At 43.8% G+C, this 18,082-nt stretch carries 12 protein-coding genes; 5 read left to right on the forward strand and 7 right to left on the reverse strand.

The annotated features are described in order from the left end of the window. Window positions 1–201: 201 nt before the first annotated feature. Window positions 202–2,679 (forward strand): primosomal protein N', encoded by a 2,478-nt coding sequence (gene priA / locus GGD38_RS23500; protein WP_375301703.1) that lies wholly within the window; start codon window positions 202–204, stop codon window positions 2,677–2,679. A 126-nt stretch (window positions 2,680–2,805) separates the two neighbouring features. On the opposite strand, the gene GGD38_RS23505 is transcribed toward priA, so the two are convergent. Both GGD38_RS23505 and GGD38_RS23510 read right to left on the reverse strand, forming a co-directional pair. Next, window positions 2,806–3,525, reverse strand: coding sequence for a hypothetical protein (locus GGD38_RS23505; RefSeq protein ID WP_375301702.1), 720 nt, complete (start codon window positions 3,523–3,525; stop codon window positions 2,806–2,808). Between the two features lie 196 nt (window positions 3,526–3,721). Beyond that, entirely contained in the window at window positions 3,722–4,390 is a 669-nt protein-coding gene (locus GGD38_RS23510) for an NAD(P)H-binding protein (protein WP_375301701.1), read from the reverse strand. A gap of 22 nt (window positions 4,391–4,412) precedes the next feature. Between GGD38_RS23510 and murB the strand changes: the two genes are divergently transcribed. Then, window positions 4,413–5,432, forward strand: coding sequence for a UDP-N-acetylmuramate dehydrogenase (murB, locus tag GGD38_RS23515; protein WP_375301700.1), 1,020 nt, complete (start codon window positions 4,413–4,415; stop codon window positions 5,430–5,432). A gap of 152 nt (window positions 5,433–5,584) precedes the next feature. Here murB and GGD38_RS23520 read toward each other — a convergent pair whose 3' ends face one another. From GGD38_RS23520 to GGD38_RS23530, 3 genes are all read right to left on the reverse strand, one after another. Beyond that, window positions 5,585–7,105 carry a sigma 54-interacting transcriptional regulator gene (locus GGD38_RS23520; RefSeq protein WP_375301699.1) on the reverse strand — a complete coding sequence of 507 codons (1,521 nt, stop codon included), beginning with the start codon at window positions 7,103–7,105 and terminating at the stop codon, window positions 5,585–5,587. Window positions 7,106–7,211: 106 nt separating this feature from the next. Then, on the reverse strand, window positions 7,212–8,309 hold the full coding sequence (locus GGD38_RS23525) for a VWA domain-containing protein (protein ID WP_375301698.1): 1,098 nt from the start codon (window positions 8,307–8,309) through the stop codon (window positions 7,212–7,214). 195 nt (window positions 8,310–8,504) lie between these two features. Continuing rightward, entirely contained in the window at window positions 8,505–11,888 is a 3,384-nt protein-coding gene (locus GGD38_RS23530; RefSeq protein WP_375301697.1) for a DUF2723 domain-containing protein, read from the reverse strand. Between the two features lie 206 nt (window positions 11,889–12,094). Here GGD38_RS23530 and GGD38_RS23535 point away from each other — a divergent pair, with 206 nt between their 5' ends. Together GGD38_RS23535 and GGD38_RS23540 are read left to right on the forward strand one after the other, a co-directional pair. Then, a complete protein-coding gene (locus GGD38_RS23535; RefSeq protein ID WP_375301696.1) occupies window positions 12,095–13,393 on the forward strand; it encodes a hypothetical protein in 1,299 nt (432 codons plus the stop codon). Between the two features lie 109 nt (window positions 13,394–13,502). Next, window positions 13,503–15,839, forward strand: a complete 2,337-nt coding sequence (locus GGD38_RS23540; protein ID WP_375301695.1) for an SEL1-like repeat protein — start codon at window positions 13,503–13,505, stop codon at window positions 15,837–15,839. Between the two features lie 41 nt (window positions 15,840–15,880). Here the strand turns inward: GGD38_RS23540 and GGD38_RS23545 are convergent, their stop codons facing one another. Together GGD38_RS23545 and GGD38_RS23550 are read right to left on the reverse strand one after the other, a co-directional pair. Continuing rightward, entirely contained in the window at window positions 15,881–16,738 is an 858-nt protein-coding gene (locus tag GGD38_RS23545; protein ID WP_375301694.1) for an SDR family oxidoreductase, read from the reverse strand. A 107-nt stretch (window positions 16,739–16,845) separates the two neighbouring features. Further along, on the reverse strand, window positions 16,846–17,421 hold the full coding sequence (locus tag GGD38_RS23550; protein ID WP_375301693.1) for a Crp/Fnr family transcriptional regulator: 576 nt from the start codon (window positions 17,419–17,421) through the stop codon (window positions 16,846–16,848). Window positions 17,422–17,606: 185 nt separating this feature from the next. Here GGD38_RS23550 and GGD38_RS23555 point away from each other — a divergent pair, with 185 nt between their 5' ends. Then, window positions 17,607–18,056, forward strand: coding sequence for an SRPBCC family protein (locus GGD38_RS23555; protein WP_375301692.1), 450 nt, complete (start codon window positions 17,607–17,609; stop codon window positions 18,054–18,056). The last annotated feature ends 26 nt before the right edge of the window (window positions 18,057–18,082 follow it).

The raw sequence follows: 18,082 nt of genomic DNA on the forward strand, positions 1-18,082 counted from the left end.
TCACAGTTCATAGTTCACAGTTTTCAGTTCGCTGTTTTTCGGCTTCGCTGTGCTACGCCTTTAGGATCGATCTTTTTTCCCTAACTTAAGAACTGAACAACTGAATAACTTGTATTTCCTTTATCAACTATATCACCTTTCTCACCTTTTCAACTTCCTCGTCAACTTGTTAACTCGTTAACTCGTCAACTAATCCGTATCTTGAGCACCGAAATGAGCAGTCCCGTTTTGTTTGCAGAAGTCATTATTCCTTTGGCGTTGCCAAAAAACTATACCTGGTCGGTGCCCGAATCGTTACGTGAACAGGTAAAGACAGGCGTTCGTGTAGAGGTGGTATTAGGTAAGAACAAGAGATACGCCGGTATAGTAAAACGTCTTCATATCGAAAAGCCCGAAGCTTTTGAGGCAAAAGATATCCTCAACATCCTCGATGCAGAGCCCGTTCTTTTTGAACAACAATTGAAATTATGGGAGTGGATCGCCCGCTACTACATGTGTAGCGAAGGCGAGGTGATGGCGGCTGCGCTGCCTGCCCATTTTAAATTGAGTAGCGAAACCGTTTTGGTATATAATGAAGAATTTGGCGAAGACTTTTCAACCCTCGACCACGACGAATACCTGGTAGGGGAGGCCCTGCTCATTAAAAAAGAACTTAAGATCGGCGAAGTGCAGCAGTTGCTCGATTCGCACCGGGTATACCCGGTAATAAAACGGCTTATTGAAAAAAAGGTATGTTTTGTTTGGGAAGCCCTTAAAGAAACCTGGTCGCCCAAAAAAGAGACCTTTGTACTGCTGAACCAAAAATACGATAATGAAGAAGAGCTGGCCGCGTTGCTGAATGAAGATAAAAAACTGCAGCGTGCCGAAAAACAAATGGAGCTGTTGCTCGCCTATTTGCACCTGATGAAGACCATGGGCGAGGTAACAAAAAGCGAACTGCTGAAAAAAAGCGGCGCTTCCGATGCCCAGGTAAAAGGACTGGTTGATAAAAACATTCTGTGGCTTGAAAAACGGCAGGTAGACAGGCTACAATATCTTCCCCGTAGCATTCAAATTGATTTTGACCTAACGCCTGCGCAGCAGCGGGCCTACGAATCTATAAGCGAACAACTGGTAAGTAAACCGGTTTGTTTGTTGCATGGCGTTACCGCCAGTGGTAAAACGCAGGTATACGTAAAGGTCATTGAAAAATACATTCGGCAGGGCAAACAGGTATTGTACCTGTTACCCGAAATTGCGCTTACCTCGCAGGTAATTCGCCGGCTGCAAAAGCATTTTGGCGGATATATAGGTATTTATCATAGTAAGTTCAACCAAAATGAACGGGTTGAGATCTGGAATAAAGTAAAAACGGGTGAATTGAAAGTAGTTTTGGGCGCCCGTTCGTCTATCTTCTTACCCTTTACCGATCTTGGACTGATAGTAGTAGATGAAGAGCACGATACCTCCTACAAACAGCAGGACCCGGCGCCGCGGTACAACGCCCGCGATGGCGCTATTTATTACGCCTCTTTATTCAATGCAAATGTATTGCTGGGCAGTGCTACGCCCTCGGTTGAAAGTTACTTTAATGCACAATCGCAAAAGTACGGACTGGCCATATTGGGTGAACGTTTTGGTGGCGTGCAATTACCGGCTATAGATATTGTTGATACCAAGCGCTTGTTTGGGGCCGATAAGAACAAGATCATAATTACACCGGCCCTGAAAGCGGCTATAGACCAATCGATGTTACAGAATAAACAGGTAATACTTTTTCAGAACCGCCGCGGGTATTCGCCCTACCAGGTTTGTGAAACCTGTGGCTGGATACCCCATTGCAAGTATTGCGATGTAACACTAACCTTTCACAAGAACACGCACAAGCTGCATTGCCATTATTGCGGTACGGTATATCCGCCGGTGCATGCATGCCAGGCTTGTGGCAGCGATAAATTTGCCCAAAGGAATTTTGGTACCGAACGAATAGAGGAGCAGCTGGAAGAAATGTTCCCGCAAGCGCGTATTGCCCGTATGGATATAGATAGTGTTCGGGGCAAAACTGCGCACGATAGTCTGATACAACAATTTGAACAAAGCCGGTTAGATATTCTGGTAGGCACCCAAATGGTAGTTAAGGGGCTCGATTTTGAGAACGTGAACCTGGTAGGCATTCTCGATGCCGACAGCCTGTTGAGTTTTGCCGATTTCAGGGTAAATGAACGTGCTTTTCAATTAATGGAACAGGTGAGTGGCCGGGCAGGAAGAAAAGATAAACAAGGCCGGGTTTACATACAGGTATCGAACACCCAGCACCCCGTTTTGTATTTTGTACAACAGCACGACTACGGTTTGTTTTATAAACAGGAAATAGAAGGCCGCAAAATGTTCTTCTATCCGCCATTCTCGCGTCTTATACAACTCACCTTTAAACACAAGGCAAAAGATGTGGCCGAAGCGGCTGCGCAAATGATGAGTTTTGCCATGAATGCCGAATATGGCAAATACCTGGTAGGGCCTGCAGAACCGGTGGTAAACCGCATTAGGAACCAGTATCTGATGGAACTACTGGTAAAGCTGCCAAAGGATGGCGAGCTAATAACACGGTGCAAACGGTTTATACAGGAACAGGTAGCTATACTGCATAATGATAAACGCTTTAGGAATGTGGTGGTTATAGCAGATGTTGATGCGATGTAAATGTCAATTTGCTAATTTGCTAATGTGCTAATGAAATACAGATTCGCTATTGTTCTGCATTCTATATAAAACAAATGCACCCCGTTTGGTGGGATGCATTTGCATATAAGGAGTAGGCGCAAAATGTTAAGACGGAATATTACCGCCGCCTCCACCATCAGATGGCGGATTCTCGCCACCGGGACATACCAGAAACCCTTTGTCGGTATTTCCATTGTCGAAATTCTCGTTAATGGCCGATGCGGTTTCATTTACCTGTGCAGGGGTGAACCTGGAGCTGCAATCACCCAATACTTTTTCTCCGATAGCCAAAAACGCACGAACGGTATATCCTTTAAATACGCCGCTTCCAATGATCATGTTGCCTAATGCAACGCCCGATTGGCCAAAACCGGCATCGGTATCATCGAAACCAACAGAGAGTTTAAGCGCCACCAGTTGTCCAACCAATACATTTTTAACCGAAGCAGGGTCGGTTGCATTGGCAGTTAATGCCGTAGCTTTGCCACCGGTAGGCAACAGGTTGGTAATGGCCTGTGCCGATGTTAATTTAATGTAATAGCTGGAGGGTGCGCAACCCACCGTTAAGCCATCACCAAATGCTGAATTGAAATTAGCGTGTAAATAAACGCCCGGGTTATTACCGTTTGGACTGGCACCCCAACCACCCTGGGTGTAGGTACGAAGCTGACCGCAGCCTGAACTTGCTATTCTTGCGTTTGCTGTGGTTGATGAATTTTCTAATGAAGATGGTTCTAATTTACTGCCCGAGAGATCTTTTTGACAGGCAAAAAGGCATGCGGCTACCAAAACGGCTGCCGAAAATTGCAGGTACGTGCTTTTCATAATTCTAATGTTTCAGAGGGTATGTGATTTATTGACAATGGTTAAAGTATAATTATTCTAAAATATTATACTTTCCGCCAATATAGGAGCAATTATTTGTATCTGCAATCGTATTATTACTTAGGATAATGTGCTGATATGATAAGGTGCTAATGTGCTGGTGTTTAGAATAATAGCATATTAGCCCATTTGCACATTAGCTAATTAGTTCTTGCATTTCATCATATTCATACATATGTACGCCGGCCACTTCTTTATTGGCGGCGGCTACCATGGCTTTGGCCACATCGGACCCGCTAATGGGTTTGTATTTGCGCCAGCCACCCAGCAAAAGAAAAGAAAAGGCTTTCATAATACCTGTGCCTACTTTTTCGCCCAACCTGAATTCATCTCTTTTACCCATGAGAACAGAAGGTCTGAAGATGTGGATGCTTTCGAAGGGGAAGGCGGTAACATCCTCTTCAATACAGCCTTTTAATTGCAGATAAAAGTTGGCTGCAAGCGGGTTGGCGCCAATGGCAGAAACTAAAAGAAATTGATTGAAACCATGCTGAACCCCTAACCGGGCAGTAATGATGGGAATATCATAATCGACCTTGCGGTATTCGGTCTTATTACCTTTTACTTTTTTTCTTGTGGTACCAATGCTGCAAAAGATCACGTCACCGATGTCGATCTTGGCGGCAATATCTTTTTCATCATTAAAATTAACAACCTGTACTTCGGCTTTAGGATGATTAAGGGTAATTGGCTTTCGTACCAGTATTCTAACCTTGCTGAAATATTCATTTTCTAACAGTTCCTGTACAAGCTGCCGGCCAATTAATCCGGTTGCGCCCAGTACAACTGCGGTTTTTCGATGCATAATTTGTTATTTTGCCCTGCTGATGACGCAAATTCAACAAAATATTCCGCTCCGGCAATACAACACACTGGGTATTGACGCTATAGCAAAACTGTTTGCTACTTTTAATTCAATAGAAGAATTAAGAATATTGATCGAAAACAATCCCATTTCGGGAAAAGCACCGCTTATTTTAGGCGGTGGCAGCAATATGCTGTTTAAAGATCATGTGAACAGGCTTGTACTTAAAAATGAAGTTCCGGGTTTAACGGTTGTAAAAGAAGATACCGATCATGTTTATGTGAAAGCCGGCGCCGGGGAAAACTGGCATGGCTTTGTTCAGTATTGTTTACAACAGAACTGGGCGGGGGTAGAGAATCTATCGCTGATCCCTGGTTGCGTAGGGGCCAGTCCTATGCAAAATATAGGTGCATATGGCGTAGAAATAAAAGAGGTGTTTGAAGAGTTGGAAGCTTTTCACCTGGGTGATAAGGAAGTGCACAAGTTTAATGCGCAGGATTGTGCGTTTGGTTACCGGGAGAGCGTGTTCAAAGGGAAGTTCCGCAACCAGTATGTTATAATGAATGTAACGTATAGGTTGAATAAAGTACCGAAATTCAATACCAGTTATGGTGCTATTGAGCAGGAACTGGAGCGAATGGGTGTGCAGCAGTTAAGCATACAGGCTATATCGCAAGCGGTGATCAATATACGGTCATCCAAATTGCCCGATCCGGCGAAGATTGGAAATGCCGGTAGTTTTTTCAAGAACCCTTCGGTTGCAGCCGATGTATATGCGCAATTAAAAACTGAATTCCCCCATATTGTAGGTTATAGCAATGCCGATGGCACCGTTAAATTAGCTGCAGGCTGGCTCATAGAGCAAAGCGGTTTAAAAGGTTGTCGCCGCGGTGATGCAGGTGTACACGAAAAGCAGGCGCTGGTATTGGTAAATTATGGCCACGCTACCGGTCAGGAAATTTATGACCTGAGCGAAGACGTAATGAAAACTGTGTACACCAAATTTGGTGTGCATTTGGAGCGGGAGGTGAATGTGGTGTAGGGTCAATAAAACTTTGGCTGCGGGCGCATCAACAATAACAGAAGTCGTAAGTGTTGCCATATAAAGTAGGATAAAAGTAAAATGTTGAAGCGAGTTTGCGGTATAACCGGTCTTCACTTCAACATTCTACATCGGATATTCAATATTCGTTATTAATTGAAGTCGTCGTTCTCAAATTCTTCGTCAGAAAAAGTAGTGGTATTGCCCAGCATTGACCCCATAAGGTCTTTGAATTCGATGCGGCTTTCCAGTATCTTTTTACTGATCATTGAGAAGGAGGCCAGGCCATGCAGTACAAACTCCATTAACAACGCGGCTTCTTTTTCATTGGCCTGTTTAAAATACTTTTTTACCAGTGCATGCAGGCCATCCACCTTATACAATTGCTGCACCTTCTCGTCATCTTTGGTGTGAAAGAGCAGGTTGAGCGAATTGCCTTTATCGAACCATTGTGAAATGGAGCGATATGGGTTTTCTTCCGCCGCCTGTTGGTTCCGCTTTTTCTTTAGTGTTTCGGGGTTAGGGAAGTATTGAATGAACTGGGTGCGAATGGCCTTGTCGAGCAGGTTCATGGCTACCTGGTAGGGGCCTTCCTGTTCGCCTTCATACACCAGCTCAATTTTACCTGTAATGGATGGTATAAGACCAATAAGGTCGCTGATCCATACCTGTGTGTTATTCTCTTTATTGATAAGTGCCCGGCGCTCTGCTGAACTTACTGCATTTTCAAAGGCAGAAATACTTAAACGGGCCGAAACACCGCTTTTTTTATCTACCAGTTCGCTGGCGCGGGCTTCAAAAGAGATCTGTTCTATAAGGCGTTTTACCAGGTCGCTTAACTCTACCTTGCTTTTTTGCTCATGCAAAATATCGGCTTCCTGCTCAGTGATGGTAAGCGCGGTATCTATCGTTTTGGGATAATGCGTTAAGATCTGGCTTTCGATACGGTCTTTCAACGGCGTTACAATTGAACCACGGTTGGTATAATCTTCGGGGTTAGCTGTAAACACAAACACAATATCGAGCGGCATGCGTAGTTTGAAACCACGGATCTGCACATCGCCTTCTTCCAGAATATTAAAAAGCGCTACCTGTATACGCGCCTGTAGATCGGGAATTTCATTAATAACAAAAATACCGCGGTTGCTACGGGGTATAATGCCATAGTGTATCACCCGTTCATCGGCAAAGTTTAACCGAAGGTTGGCGGCCTTAATGGGATCTATGTCGCCAATAAGATCGGCTACGCTTACGTCGGGTGTAGCCAGCTTTTCACCATAGCGTTCGCTGCGGTGGATCCATTGAATGGGCGTTGCATCGCCGTGTTCGGCAATAAGATCTTTGGCATGCCGGCTAATGGGATTTAACGGATCGTCGTTTATCTCACTGCCTTCAATAACCGGAACATACTCATCGAGCAGTTCTATCATTTGCCGGGCCATACGGGTTTTAGCCTGCCCGCGTAAGCCAAGAAATAAAATATTATGACGCGAAAGCAGGGCCCTTTCTACATCGGGTATTACGGTTTCTTCATAACCTATAATACCACTAAAGGTGCTTTCGTGTTTTTGTAGTTTTGTTATAAGGTTCTTTCTGATCTCATCTTTTACTGACTTTGGTTGATAGCCGCTCTTCTTTAGTTCACCCAGGGTCTTTATTTTTGGTATACTCATGTTATTTTTCGATTGCTGATTTTGAGATTTTTTGATTTTGAGATTTGTAAGACTGCAGCATTTCGATTAAATCTCAAAATCCCGAAATCCCAAAATCTCAAAATTTTTAATACACTGTTTTTCTTTTACCGTTTTCAAAATCACGGAATATAAATGCGCCCAACCTGTCGAGCGAGGCAAAAAAGGCCTTACCGCTATTGGTTTCTGTAAACTCCTGTACAAACCGCTGCAAATAAGGATCGGTGGCGATCATAAAAGTGGTTATTGGCACTTTTAGTTTTTTGCATTGAGCGGCCAGGTTCAAACAGCGGTTGGTAATACGCCGGTCGAGCCCAAAGCTGTTCTTATAATATCGTTTACCAATTTTCAAACAGGTGGGTTTACCATCCGTGATCATAAAGATCTGTTTGTTGGGATTTTTGCGGCGGCGCAAAATATCCATAGCCATTTCAAGGCCGGCAACGGTATTGGTGTGGTATGGACCTACCTGTAAGTAGGGGAGGTCTTTTATTTCCACCGGCCAGGCATCGTTACCAAATACCACAATATCGAGTGTGTCTTTAGGATATTTGGTAGTAATGAGTTCACTGAGCGCCATGGCCACTTTTTTCGCCGGTGTAATACGGTCTTCGCCGTACAGGATCATCGAGTGTGAAATATCGATCATCAGTACGGTGGAAGTTTGCGATTTGAAATCGGTTTCCCTGATGGCCAGATCATCTTCCTGCATATTGAAACTCTCAATGCCGTGGTTGATCTGCGCATTGAGAATGGAAGTAGTGAAGTCGATCTGTTCAAGGGTATCGCCAAACTGGAACGGCCTGGTCTCAGGATTCACTTCATCGCCTGAGCCGGGTTTAAATGTATGGTGATCGCCCGATTTTGTTTTCTTTAGCTTGCCAAAGATCTCTTCGAGCGAACGTTTGCGAATGCCCTGTTCGGTTTTGGAAGTGATCTTAATTTCGCCGCTTACCTGGTTCTCCTGGATATATCCTTTTTCTTTCAACTCTTCAATAAAATCGCCCATGCCGTATTCGTTGTTCGTAAGCTCATATTCTTTGTCGAGCTGGTTCATCCAGTTCAGTGCTTCGCTCACGTCGCCATTGGTATAGGTAAGCAATTGCATGAAAACATCAAGCAACTGCTCAAACTTCGATTTGCCCTGTTGACGGGGATCGAATTTGGTAAAATGGTGTCCTATCACTGGTTACTTGTTTTTTTTGTGGTAATAAGAACTGGTTCTAACCCAATTTAAGCATTAAAATTCATTCGGTGATGTATGTAATTATTGTTAACACATACAACAACGAACGGCGACAATTGTTGAGAACCCCTTAAAACATCAATGCCACCCGGCTGGCGGAGTGGCATTGTGTGTATATTTTTGATAGTTACCTGTTTATTTCACAGTATCTATCGTTTTAGGCGTTTGCAGCGTATCGGGTGCATTTTCTACTGCGCTACCACCGGTACCACCACCAAATTGCTTTTCCCAGTCGGCCATTTGCATCATCATCTGGTACGATGAAACGATGTCCTGTGCAAATACTTCCTGTTTTTCTGACAGAATGCCGCCTTTGCCGTTCATATAATTCATGGCGTTCAGTGCCAACTGTTCGTTGTTCTGACCTCCGTCGCCAAGTGAGCGGTAGTACTTCATCTGTTGTTCCAGATCGGTTTTAACCGACTTGTTAACTTTTTTAGCCAGTTCCATATCACCTGCGCGATACGCGGCATATAAATACGTCATGGTAACCCGGTTGTGGAAGTTGCCACGGTTCGATGTCATACCGTAAGGAACGTTTTCTTCCGACACCGAAGCATCGTATTTACGTAACTCTTTACGGGCTGAATCTGTTTTACCGGCATCTACCAATGCCATACCCAGGAACGAATGCGCCTGACGAAGGCTGTTTATATGGCGACGGTTCTCTTCATCGAAGTAAACGCCGTTTTTGCTGGCATTACCATAACCGAATTTCTCCATCATGTTCTTGTATGAAACATCCAGCTGTACATTGGTTCCTTCAACTGGTACCAGTCGGTACGACAAGCCTTCCATACGTACGTATTTTTCAAGGCCCAGGTCTTCCAGTTCCTGTGTAGAAGTGAAGTAAATAGGACGTTTCCATTTATTACCTGCAATGATGGCCAATACGGCCAGATCGTTCTTTTGCAGGTAGCTTCGTTTGATGTCGAGCTTCAGTTCGCTTACAACACTGTCGCCTGGATTGAGCGGAATGTTCTTTTTAGCCCATTCAACATCAACAGGGATGCTTACTTTATTAACCGGAAGAATGTTGCCGAAATCCTCATCATTCATTTGAATGGTGTATTTAGGATCGTCGTTGGCGGTAACAGTCTTCAACAGATCGTACAGATCGTAGTATTTGTTCTGATCAAAACCTGCCAGTGGGGTAGTGTAACCACTGCGGCTGAGGTAAGAAGCGGTAAATACCACGTTCCTCTTATCACCTTCAATTTGTTGAGGAGTGAAGATCACATCCGTTGGCGCGCTTTCGTTCACTTTATAACGCAGCTCGTTAATGTACCAGTCGGTTCCCAACAAACTATAGTTGATCACACGCAGGTCGGGACGAATTTGCTCCACTTCCTGAGAATACCACAGCGGATAAGTATCGTTATCGCCGAATGAGATCAGGATACCATCTTTTGAACAGCTCTCAAGGTAGTCTTTACCAATGTCGCGGGCCAGTACTTTTTTGCTACGGTCATGGTCGTCCCATTCCTGAGAAGCCATCAGCACCGGTACTGCCAGCAGGCAGGCGCCAAAGGCCACATAATCGGGTATGGCACCCTGTACATAACGGCCAAGTTGTTCGCGTACCCAAATAACACCTAAACCGATCCATACCGCAAAGGCATAGAATGAACCTACGTAAGCGTAATCACGTTCACGTGGCTGCTGACCGCTTTGGTTAAGGTAAATTACAATGGCCAGTCCGGTAAAGAAGAATAACAGGAAGTTGATCAGCCAGTCGCGCCTGTTACGGTTCAGCTGGAATACAAATCCTAATACGCCAAGTATAAATGGCAGGAAGAATAATTTGTTATTGGCTTTATTTTTTGAGCCGGCTGTTTCGGGCAGTTCAGCAGGTGTGCTGTGTCCGAACAGGCCTTTATCAATAAAATTGATACCACTGTTCCAGTTACCATCGCGACGGTTGCCAAAACCCTGGAGGTCGTTTTGTTTACCGGCAAAATTCCACATGAAATAACGCCAGTACATCCAGCGGAACTGGTAATCGAGGAAATAACGGATGTTGTTGCCAAAACCGGGTTGCTCATCGGCGGCTAAACCACCAAAAGTGCGATAAACATATTCCTGGTTACGCTCGTTGCCGTTATCCCACATACGCGGGAAAATGTGAGGACCAATTTTATCTACATCCCATTCAGGGTGTTGTTGTGCTATTTGCGCTTTGTCTTCTTCAGAAGGTTTGGCGCTGAAGTCCTGTTTACGGGTTTTACCGGCAGGAACGTATTTGTCTTCACCTTTTACATACAGGTCGCCGGTGGTAACAAATGGCGAACGGTATACGAAGTCGGGTCCATAAGCTACCGGCCAGTCGCCATATTGCTCACGGCTAAGGTAACCTACAAGGCTTACGGGGTTGTCAACATTGTACATATCTACCGATGGGTTGGCAGAAGAGCGCACCAGGGTAGTGAAGTATGTTGAATAACCTAATATGAGGAAGATGGCCGACCAAAGACCGATCTTCAAAAATGAAATGATATTATTTTTTGAGTAATAACAAAGGGCTATTACCACACCTAATCCTAATATTAATAATACAAAGGTTCCGGCTGAATGAATAAAAGGGAAACAGAATAACAGGATGATAGCCGATAACCAAACGGGGAAGATGGTGAATTTTCTGATCTGTTCGTCGGTGAACAACAAACCCAGTACCAACAGGGCGCTCAACAGAACGAAATAAGTACCAAAACCAACAAAGAAGGGGGTACCCATATTGTTCACAAAGAAAATATCGAACAAGCCGGCGCCTTTGATTGACCATTGAATAATGGCAACCTGAACCAGACCGGTGATAACGCAACCGATAAAGAAGGCGGCAACAGTACCCCAGCGGCTAACTTTATAGCGTTTGAAATAATACACCATTACAATGGCGGGAATGGTCAACAGGTTCAACAAGTGTACCCCGATAGACAAACCCATCATATAAAAAATGAATATCAACCAGCGGTCGGCACGGGAAAATTTATGGCCGTCGGTCCTGCTTTCCTGGTCAACTTCATGTTCCCATTTCAAAATGGCCCAAAAAACCACAGCGGTGAACAGGGACGACAGGGCGTACACCTCACCTTCTACAGCACTATACCAGAAAGAATCGGAGAAAGTATAGGCCAGGGCGCCTACTACGCCGGCACCCATAATGGTGATCAATTGTTGTTTTGATAAGTCGAGACCATCTTGTTTTACCAGTTTACGGGCAAAGTGAGTGATGGTCCAGAAGAGGAACAATATAGTGAAGCCACTGGCTATGGCATTCATGAAATTCACGCCGAGTGCGGCATTGGCGGGGTTATCGCCAAAAAGTACAATAAAAAAGCGACCCAGAAGGATGAAGAGCGGGGCTCCGGGTGGGTGGGGGACCTGGAGTTTATAGGCACTGCTGACAAATTCACCGCAGTCCCAAAAACTGCCGGTTGGTTCCATAGTGAGTACGTAAACGCTACAGGCAATCAGGCACACTACCCAACCCACTATGTTGTTCACTCGGTTAAAATTCATAAAGTGTTGGTTTAAAAGAATGGGCAAATATAAGCGCTCTGATTTAAGTTTTTAGGGCAAAGTTTATGTTAACTATAAGATTGTTTGGAGGTTAGAGGCCTGTTTTGGGGTGTTGGGCTGCCGGTTTCAGGGTCCTCGCCGAAAAAATTTGGCTGAAGAACGAAATCGACCCAATTTGGCTGCGTAAACCTAATATTATAATAGCCATGGACTTAAAAAATTTCGTACCCGGGTTCCTTAGCGAAGACAGATTTCGCGATCAAGCCTTTACATTAACCAGCTTTTTAACCGAAGGCCATATTTATCAGACATTTACAGGCAAATCTCTTTTTTCGACCATTGAATATAATGCGGATGGAAGTATTCGGCGGGCCGTTGTTGGAACCCTCGCCGATGGACAGGATGATTTGAAAGAAAATGAATATTTTGGTCCATTTCTCCGGTACAGGCCTTCTATTTTGGACAATGCGGATTTTAAAAATGAACAATGGGTTTTTAAAGACCTTTTTGAAAATTTGACTGAGCAGTGGATCCAGCAGCGATGGACAAGCGACAACTATTATGTAGATGTGCAATTTGATGCAAATTTTACTATTCTGCTTGAAAAAGTGGTGAGTAGTGAATTTGCACAACTGGATTACAAAACTTTCTATCGCAGCGGTAAACCGGAATATCATTACCGGCAATTGGATTCGTACAGTAAGAATATGAAACGGTATTACGAGAGCGGGGACCTGAATTGGGATAAAAATGAAACGCAGCAGAATCTGTTGGTAGGGAAAATAACGGTTTATAAAGAAGATGGAACGCTACAGGGAGAATATGACTATGAAAAATCGCCTTATCATCCCATCGGGTATCTGAAAGCAAGAGAAATTGCGAAAGAAAATGGGTTAATTGATGATAAAATGACCCTGGTGTTAAGATGGATAGTTAAAGACGGGAACTCAGAGTTGGAGATCGATGCTGTAAATGGTGCTCCAATCGTTGTAAAAAAGCCAATCATTGAGGAAGAACCGTCACCTGATATAGAACCGGCGTATTTACGTCAGGGTTTTCAGAATATACTTGAAGATCATATTGCCAAAGAAAATATCATAATCATGGATGCGGAGGGTTTTGAAGAGGTGCGCTATTATGGTGGGTTTTTAGAAGATATGATCGGACTTACCAATGGACTGCTGACCTTACAAAACGCCAGTTTTAAGGAAGGAGATCCTAGATCGGCAACAGTTACTATTAATAATGTTACCCGCGAGTTTTCTATCCGCTGCATAAACGACTGGTTCGATAATGATTTCATTACAAACATTAACCTGTTGTTGGAATCATTAGGCTCAAAGCATTTGTTTTACATGTTCTATGATCCTTCTTTTGGTCAGGAGTTGGGAGTTGTTTTTTTAAAGAAAACAATGGCAGCCTATTTCAACTATTTGATAAGGCAACGTAACGACGATAGTTGGGGCGGATTGTATGATCCTTTTGGAAAAGTGCAGGAACAATAAGTATATGGAAGTGCAACCAAAATATTTTGGAAAATGCCTGAAAACGAGGCAACTTGGTGCAACAAAATGAATGGTTTAAACGATTAGATAGGCATTAAAAAATAGAGACATGTCGCACCGGATGTATCTGTACAATGTAAACGTCACAGAAAACAGAAGAGATCAAGAGCCAAATAAATATCACGAGCTGGACGGCCTGCTGCCGGTTGTGGCCAGTAATGAAAGTGATGTATTAATGATGATGGAGTGGAAATATGAATTTCCCCTGTTCCTGCACCCCCTGTTCGCCGGTGAACCTTTTCTGGCGCCGCCGATGTACAATGGCACATTAGGCGGTTTATATGCAAATGCGTTTTTAGGCAAGGCCGCACTGATGTCGTTTTATTCGTTTATTGATCGCCATGCCGAAGTACTCACCGACAACCCTAAAGCTTTTAGGGCCAGCATGCAGAAAATATACAGCTTTCTGGAAAACAAAGCGGTTTATAACAGTTTTCACCTCGATGCCTGGGATGTATTTAATATGAGCGACGATCCGCACGAAGCGCAGGCTACAGAACTGTTGAACTTAATAAAAGCAACCAACGATTGTATAAAGGCAGCTATAGAAGCCGATGCACCGGCATTACTAAACAACTGCCCCGGCGTGCGTGATAGCCCATATGGTTTTACTTCTTTCAGCCAATTGTTTAGCCACAGCGCATATGGTTATGGCTGGGAAGTGATACGGAGTGGTTATTTTGAAGAGGAAGAAGATCCGGAGGAGGAAATTGTATTTACTGAAAACGGTCTGGAGGGCTTGAAAAAGAAAGATGGCACTGTAATTATTCCGGCGCAATATGATGAAGTGTACAGTTTTCCCGATAATGAAACTTTTGCCGTGGTTAAGCGCGGTGGCAAATATGGTTATGTAAACCGCGAAGGAAAGTTGGTTACCGGTTTAATATATGATGATGCCTATGATGTACTGAATGGTTATGGAAGAGTTCAAATAGATTCACAACATTATCTGGTACAGCCGGGTGCCGAACTGCCTTCAACCAGCTACGATGAATTGAGGGTTATTTCTGAAGAAGCCCAATGGTATGAAATTGCTAAGGGTGGGGCGAAGAGTATTATAAATGCTGCCGGACAAACGCTTTTGCCATTTGTACCCTGCGAATCAGACCGGGTGGGGACCTATAACGGCAGGCCGTTAATGCGGATAACCGATGAAATAAAAAAGGGTAGAAAGACACTTCAATTTCATGGCCTCGTTACGGCGGAAGGTCAAACGATACTGGAAGTAGGATATCTTGATATATGGCCTGCATTCGATGATGTGGTGATCGTTAAGGCCAAAGATCATTTCGGCATGTACTCCGTTCAAAATGGGTGGATGCTTGAGATGGAATACGACCGTATTGACCCCTTCCTCGATAAGGTATACCTTTTACAAAAAGGCACTAAACATGGTTTATATATAATAGGGCTCGAAGTTGTGCCCCCTGTTTATGACATGATCGTTAGCGATGTGAACTGGGCCGGCGACCAGGAATGGGAAACATTTGCAACAAACGGGCAGGCGGCTTTTAGGATCAACCACCTGGGAGTTGCAACCCTGCTTTCATCAGAAGAACTGGAAGAACTGCTTGTTGAAAATAAGCGTTATCGATATAATCCACATGAATTAAACCATCTTCTCGCTGTTGCCGGGGATGCGCTTCCACCCGATATGCTTCATGCAAAGGGTTTTGACGCTTTAAGCGCGCAGGATTATTCAGCGGCGATCAAATATTATACATTGGCGGCCGACAAAGGGAACGCCGACTCAATGAATGACCTCGGCTACATTTATGAAGCTATAGAGGGCTTTGTTGATTCGAAACGTTCCTTTGAATGGTACACCCGGGGTGTTGAAGCAGGTTCGCCGCACGCCGCCAACGGATTGGCAAATTGCTATATGGATGGCCTGGGTACTACTGCCGACATAAACAAAGCAATTGAATTATATGAGCTAAGTGCTGCGGGAAATGTAAGTTATGGGCATTACAACCTGGGGATAATATATTATGAGGGCAATCATGTAGAGAAGAACTATGAAAAGGCATTACCGCATTTTGAGCAAGCCTGCCAGTTAGGATACGAGTGCCATAACTATGTGGGCGTTTTGTTTGAGCAAAAGGAGGATTATAAGAATGCGTATAAGGCTTATAAAAGTGGTGCTAAATATAAAGATCCTGATTGTGCATTCAACCTGGCAAGGTTACATGAGCTGGGGCATGGGTGTAAACAGGACCCACGCAAAGCGCTTTCTTATTATATGGACTCGGTAAAATGGGGTACTGCTAATGCGCATCTTGAATTACGGCGCATGTACCTTACTTACGATGAGGTGCGTGATGAAAAGAAAGCGATGGAGCATGAACAGTTGGCACGGGAAGCGGGGGTGGAGATACCGGAATAAAAAAATAATCGAGGCTATCGGAAACCGATAGCCTCGATCTTTTAACCTGCATAGGCCGCAACCCATTTAGCCTTAATGGCTGCCCGGGCATTTATGAATTCAATATCTGTACCCTGTGCAATGGCATCTAATGGATAGCGCAGAGGCCGGGTGCCTTTTTTCATTTCCACAAGGTTTAATATGCCATCGGCAATTGTTTGCGGATCCATATTAAATTGGGCCATTTTGCCAAACAACGATGTACCAAGTGCATTGAACTGCTCGCTGGCTATTGGGTCGTAAGCCTGTGCAATGGCCGGCTTGTCGGCATGTACACCTGCTTTACTGCCATTATTCATTTCAGTAGGGTAAACACCCGGTTGAATAGATACGTTCTCAATGCCAAATTGCTTTAATTCTTCCTGCACACCTTCAACTACGCTTTCTACGGCAAATTTCGATGCCAGGTAGGGCACCATAAATGGTAAAGTATGGCCGCTTGCGCCGGATGTAAGGTTGATGATAAGGCCATCGCGGTTTTTGCGCATAGATGGCAAAACAGCCTGGTAGGTTCGTATTACACCATAGAAATTCACCTCAAACATTTTTTTGATCTGGTCAATAGAAAATGCTTCCAGCAACCCGAAACCGCTAACGGCGGCATTGTTAACCAGTACATCAACTTTGCCGTGTTTAGCCAATACCTGTTCAAAGGCAGCAGAAACGGATGCATCAGATGTTATATCTATTTCCACCACTTCTATATTGGCTATGGCCGATAATTCTTCAGCCACTGCTTTATTTCTGTTGCCGGTATCACGCATGCCAGCAAGAACGGTATGTCCGGCATTGGCCAGTGTTATAGCGGTAAGTTTACCAAAACCTGTACTTGTACCTGTAATAAAGATCGTCTTTGACATCACTATAGATTTTGTTGTTAATGATGGCTCAAAGTTGCGCCAAAACAGGTGCTGGCTCCATTGACCTATGGTGTCTTATTAATTGATCTATGTCAATGGCTGGTGTTTTATTTTTTCAATTGCTTTCTTACCCTGCTCAGGGTTTCGGGTGTAATGCCTAAATACGAGGCAATCATATGTTGAGGAAGTCGCAGGCTTATTGGCCCGTATTTTTCAATAAATGCTTTGTACTTCTCTTCTGCCGTATGGCTTATATTTGAGTTGATGCGGTTTTGGCTTGCTACAAAACTGCGCTGCAAAATTAAATTCACAAGATCATTCAATTGAGGCAGCTTTGACGTGAGCATGTCGAAGTTCTCTTTGGTGATCAACAATACTATCGAGTCTTCAATGGCATCAATATTAAAGCGGGAAGGGGTACCATTCAATAAACTTTCCCGGTCGCCGATCCACCAGTTCTCAACGGCAAAGTTTAAAACATGCTCAAGCCCTTTTTCATCTATGCTGTAAGTTCTTAAACAACCCTGGCAAACAAAGGCATTGTACCGCCAAACATCTCCTTCCTGAAGCAGGTATTGATTTTTGCGAAGCTTTTTTATAACAGACACCGCGTTGATCATCTCCAGCTGCTCGCTGGTAAATGAGGCTTTTGATTGAAGGTAGTTCTGAAAAATTGTAAACACAGGTATAGAGAATTGTAATTGATTAAACTTTAAAAGTGTACGATTCGCGCACTAAGGTAATACAAATAAAAAAAGCTGTTATGTCTAAAAGTCGCAAACTACCTTCATATAGTCGCAAATGCCCCCGTTGCGGGAAATCTGTTGGGCTTAAATTTGTTCAATCATTAACTGGTAAAATGTTACTTATGTCAAACAATTCAGTTTCACTACACAGAGTTCTGAAAACAACGCCGGAAAAATTGTTCCGTGCATTTACTGATGCCACGGCAATTGCTTCATGGCTGCCGCCATATGGATTTCTTTGCACCGTTCACCAAATGGAAGCAAAAACAGGGGGTACTTTTAAAATGTCGTTCCAGAACTTTTCAACGGGTAATAGCCATTCCTTTGGCGGAACCTATCTGGAGATAAAACCCAATGAATTTTTGAAGTACACCGATAAATTTGATGATCCCAACCTGCCGGGAGAAATGATCACAACAGTTACATTGAAAAAGAATATTGCAGGCACTGAAATAAAAGTTTTACAGGAAGGAATTCCTTCTGTTATACCTGTTGAAATGTGTTACTTAGGCTGGCAGGAGTCGTTGGAGAAGCTGGCAAAATTAGTAGAACCTGTAATACCAGATGCATAACCATGAAAAATATAAGAGGCTACTTG

Source organism: Niastella sp. OAS944, from assembly GCA_024809215.1.
In the GTDB taxonomy this organism is placed as follows: Bacteria; Bacteroidota; Bacteroidia; order Chitinophagales; family Chitinophagaceae; genus Niastella.

What these genes read in the sequence shown, in the direction of transcription:
- GGD38_RS23505 (WP_375301702.1), bottom strand. Translation starts at nt 3,525, where the DNA reads ATGAAAAGCACGTACCTGCAATTTTCGGCAGCCGTTTTGGTAGCCGCA.
- GGD38_RS23510 (WP_375301701.1), bottom strand. Translation starts at nt 4,390, where the DNA reads ATGCATCGAAAAACCGCAGTTGTACTGGGCGCAACCGGATTAATTGGC.
- murB (WP_375301700.1), top strand. Translation starts at nt 4,413, where the DNA reads ATGACGCAAATTCAACAAAATATTCCGCTCCGGCAATACAACACACTG.
- GGD38_RS23520 (WP_375301699.1), bottom strand. Translation starts at nt 7,105, where the DNA reads ATGAGTATACCAAAAATAAAGACCCTGGGTGAACTAAAGAAGAGCGGC.
- GGD38_RS23530 (WP_375301697.1), bottom strand. Translation starts at nt 11,888, where the DNA reads ATGAATTTTAACCGAGTGAACAACATAGTGGGTTGGGTAGTGTGCCTG.
- GGD38_RS23535 (WP_375301696.1), top strand. Translation starts at nt 12,095, where the DNA reads ATGGACTTAAAAAATTTCGTACCCGGGTTCCTTAGCGAAGACAGATTT.
- GGD38_RS23540 (WP_375301695.1), top strand. Translation starts at nt 13,503, where the DNA reads ATGTCGCACCGGATGTATCTGTACAATGTAAACGTCACAGAAAACAGA.
- GGD38_RS23545 (WP_375301694.1), bottom strand. Translation starts at nt 16,738, where the DNA reads ATGTCAAAGACGATCTTTATTACAGGTACAAGTACAGGTTTTGGTAAA.
- GGD38_RS23555 (WP_375301692.1), top strand. Translation starts at nt 17,607, where the DNA reads ATGTCAAACAATTCAGTTTCACTACACAGAGTTCTGAAAACAACGCCG.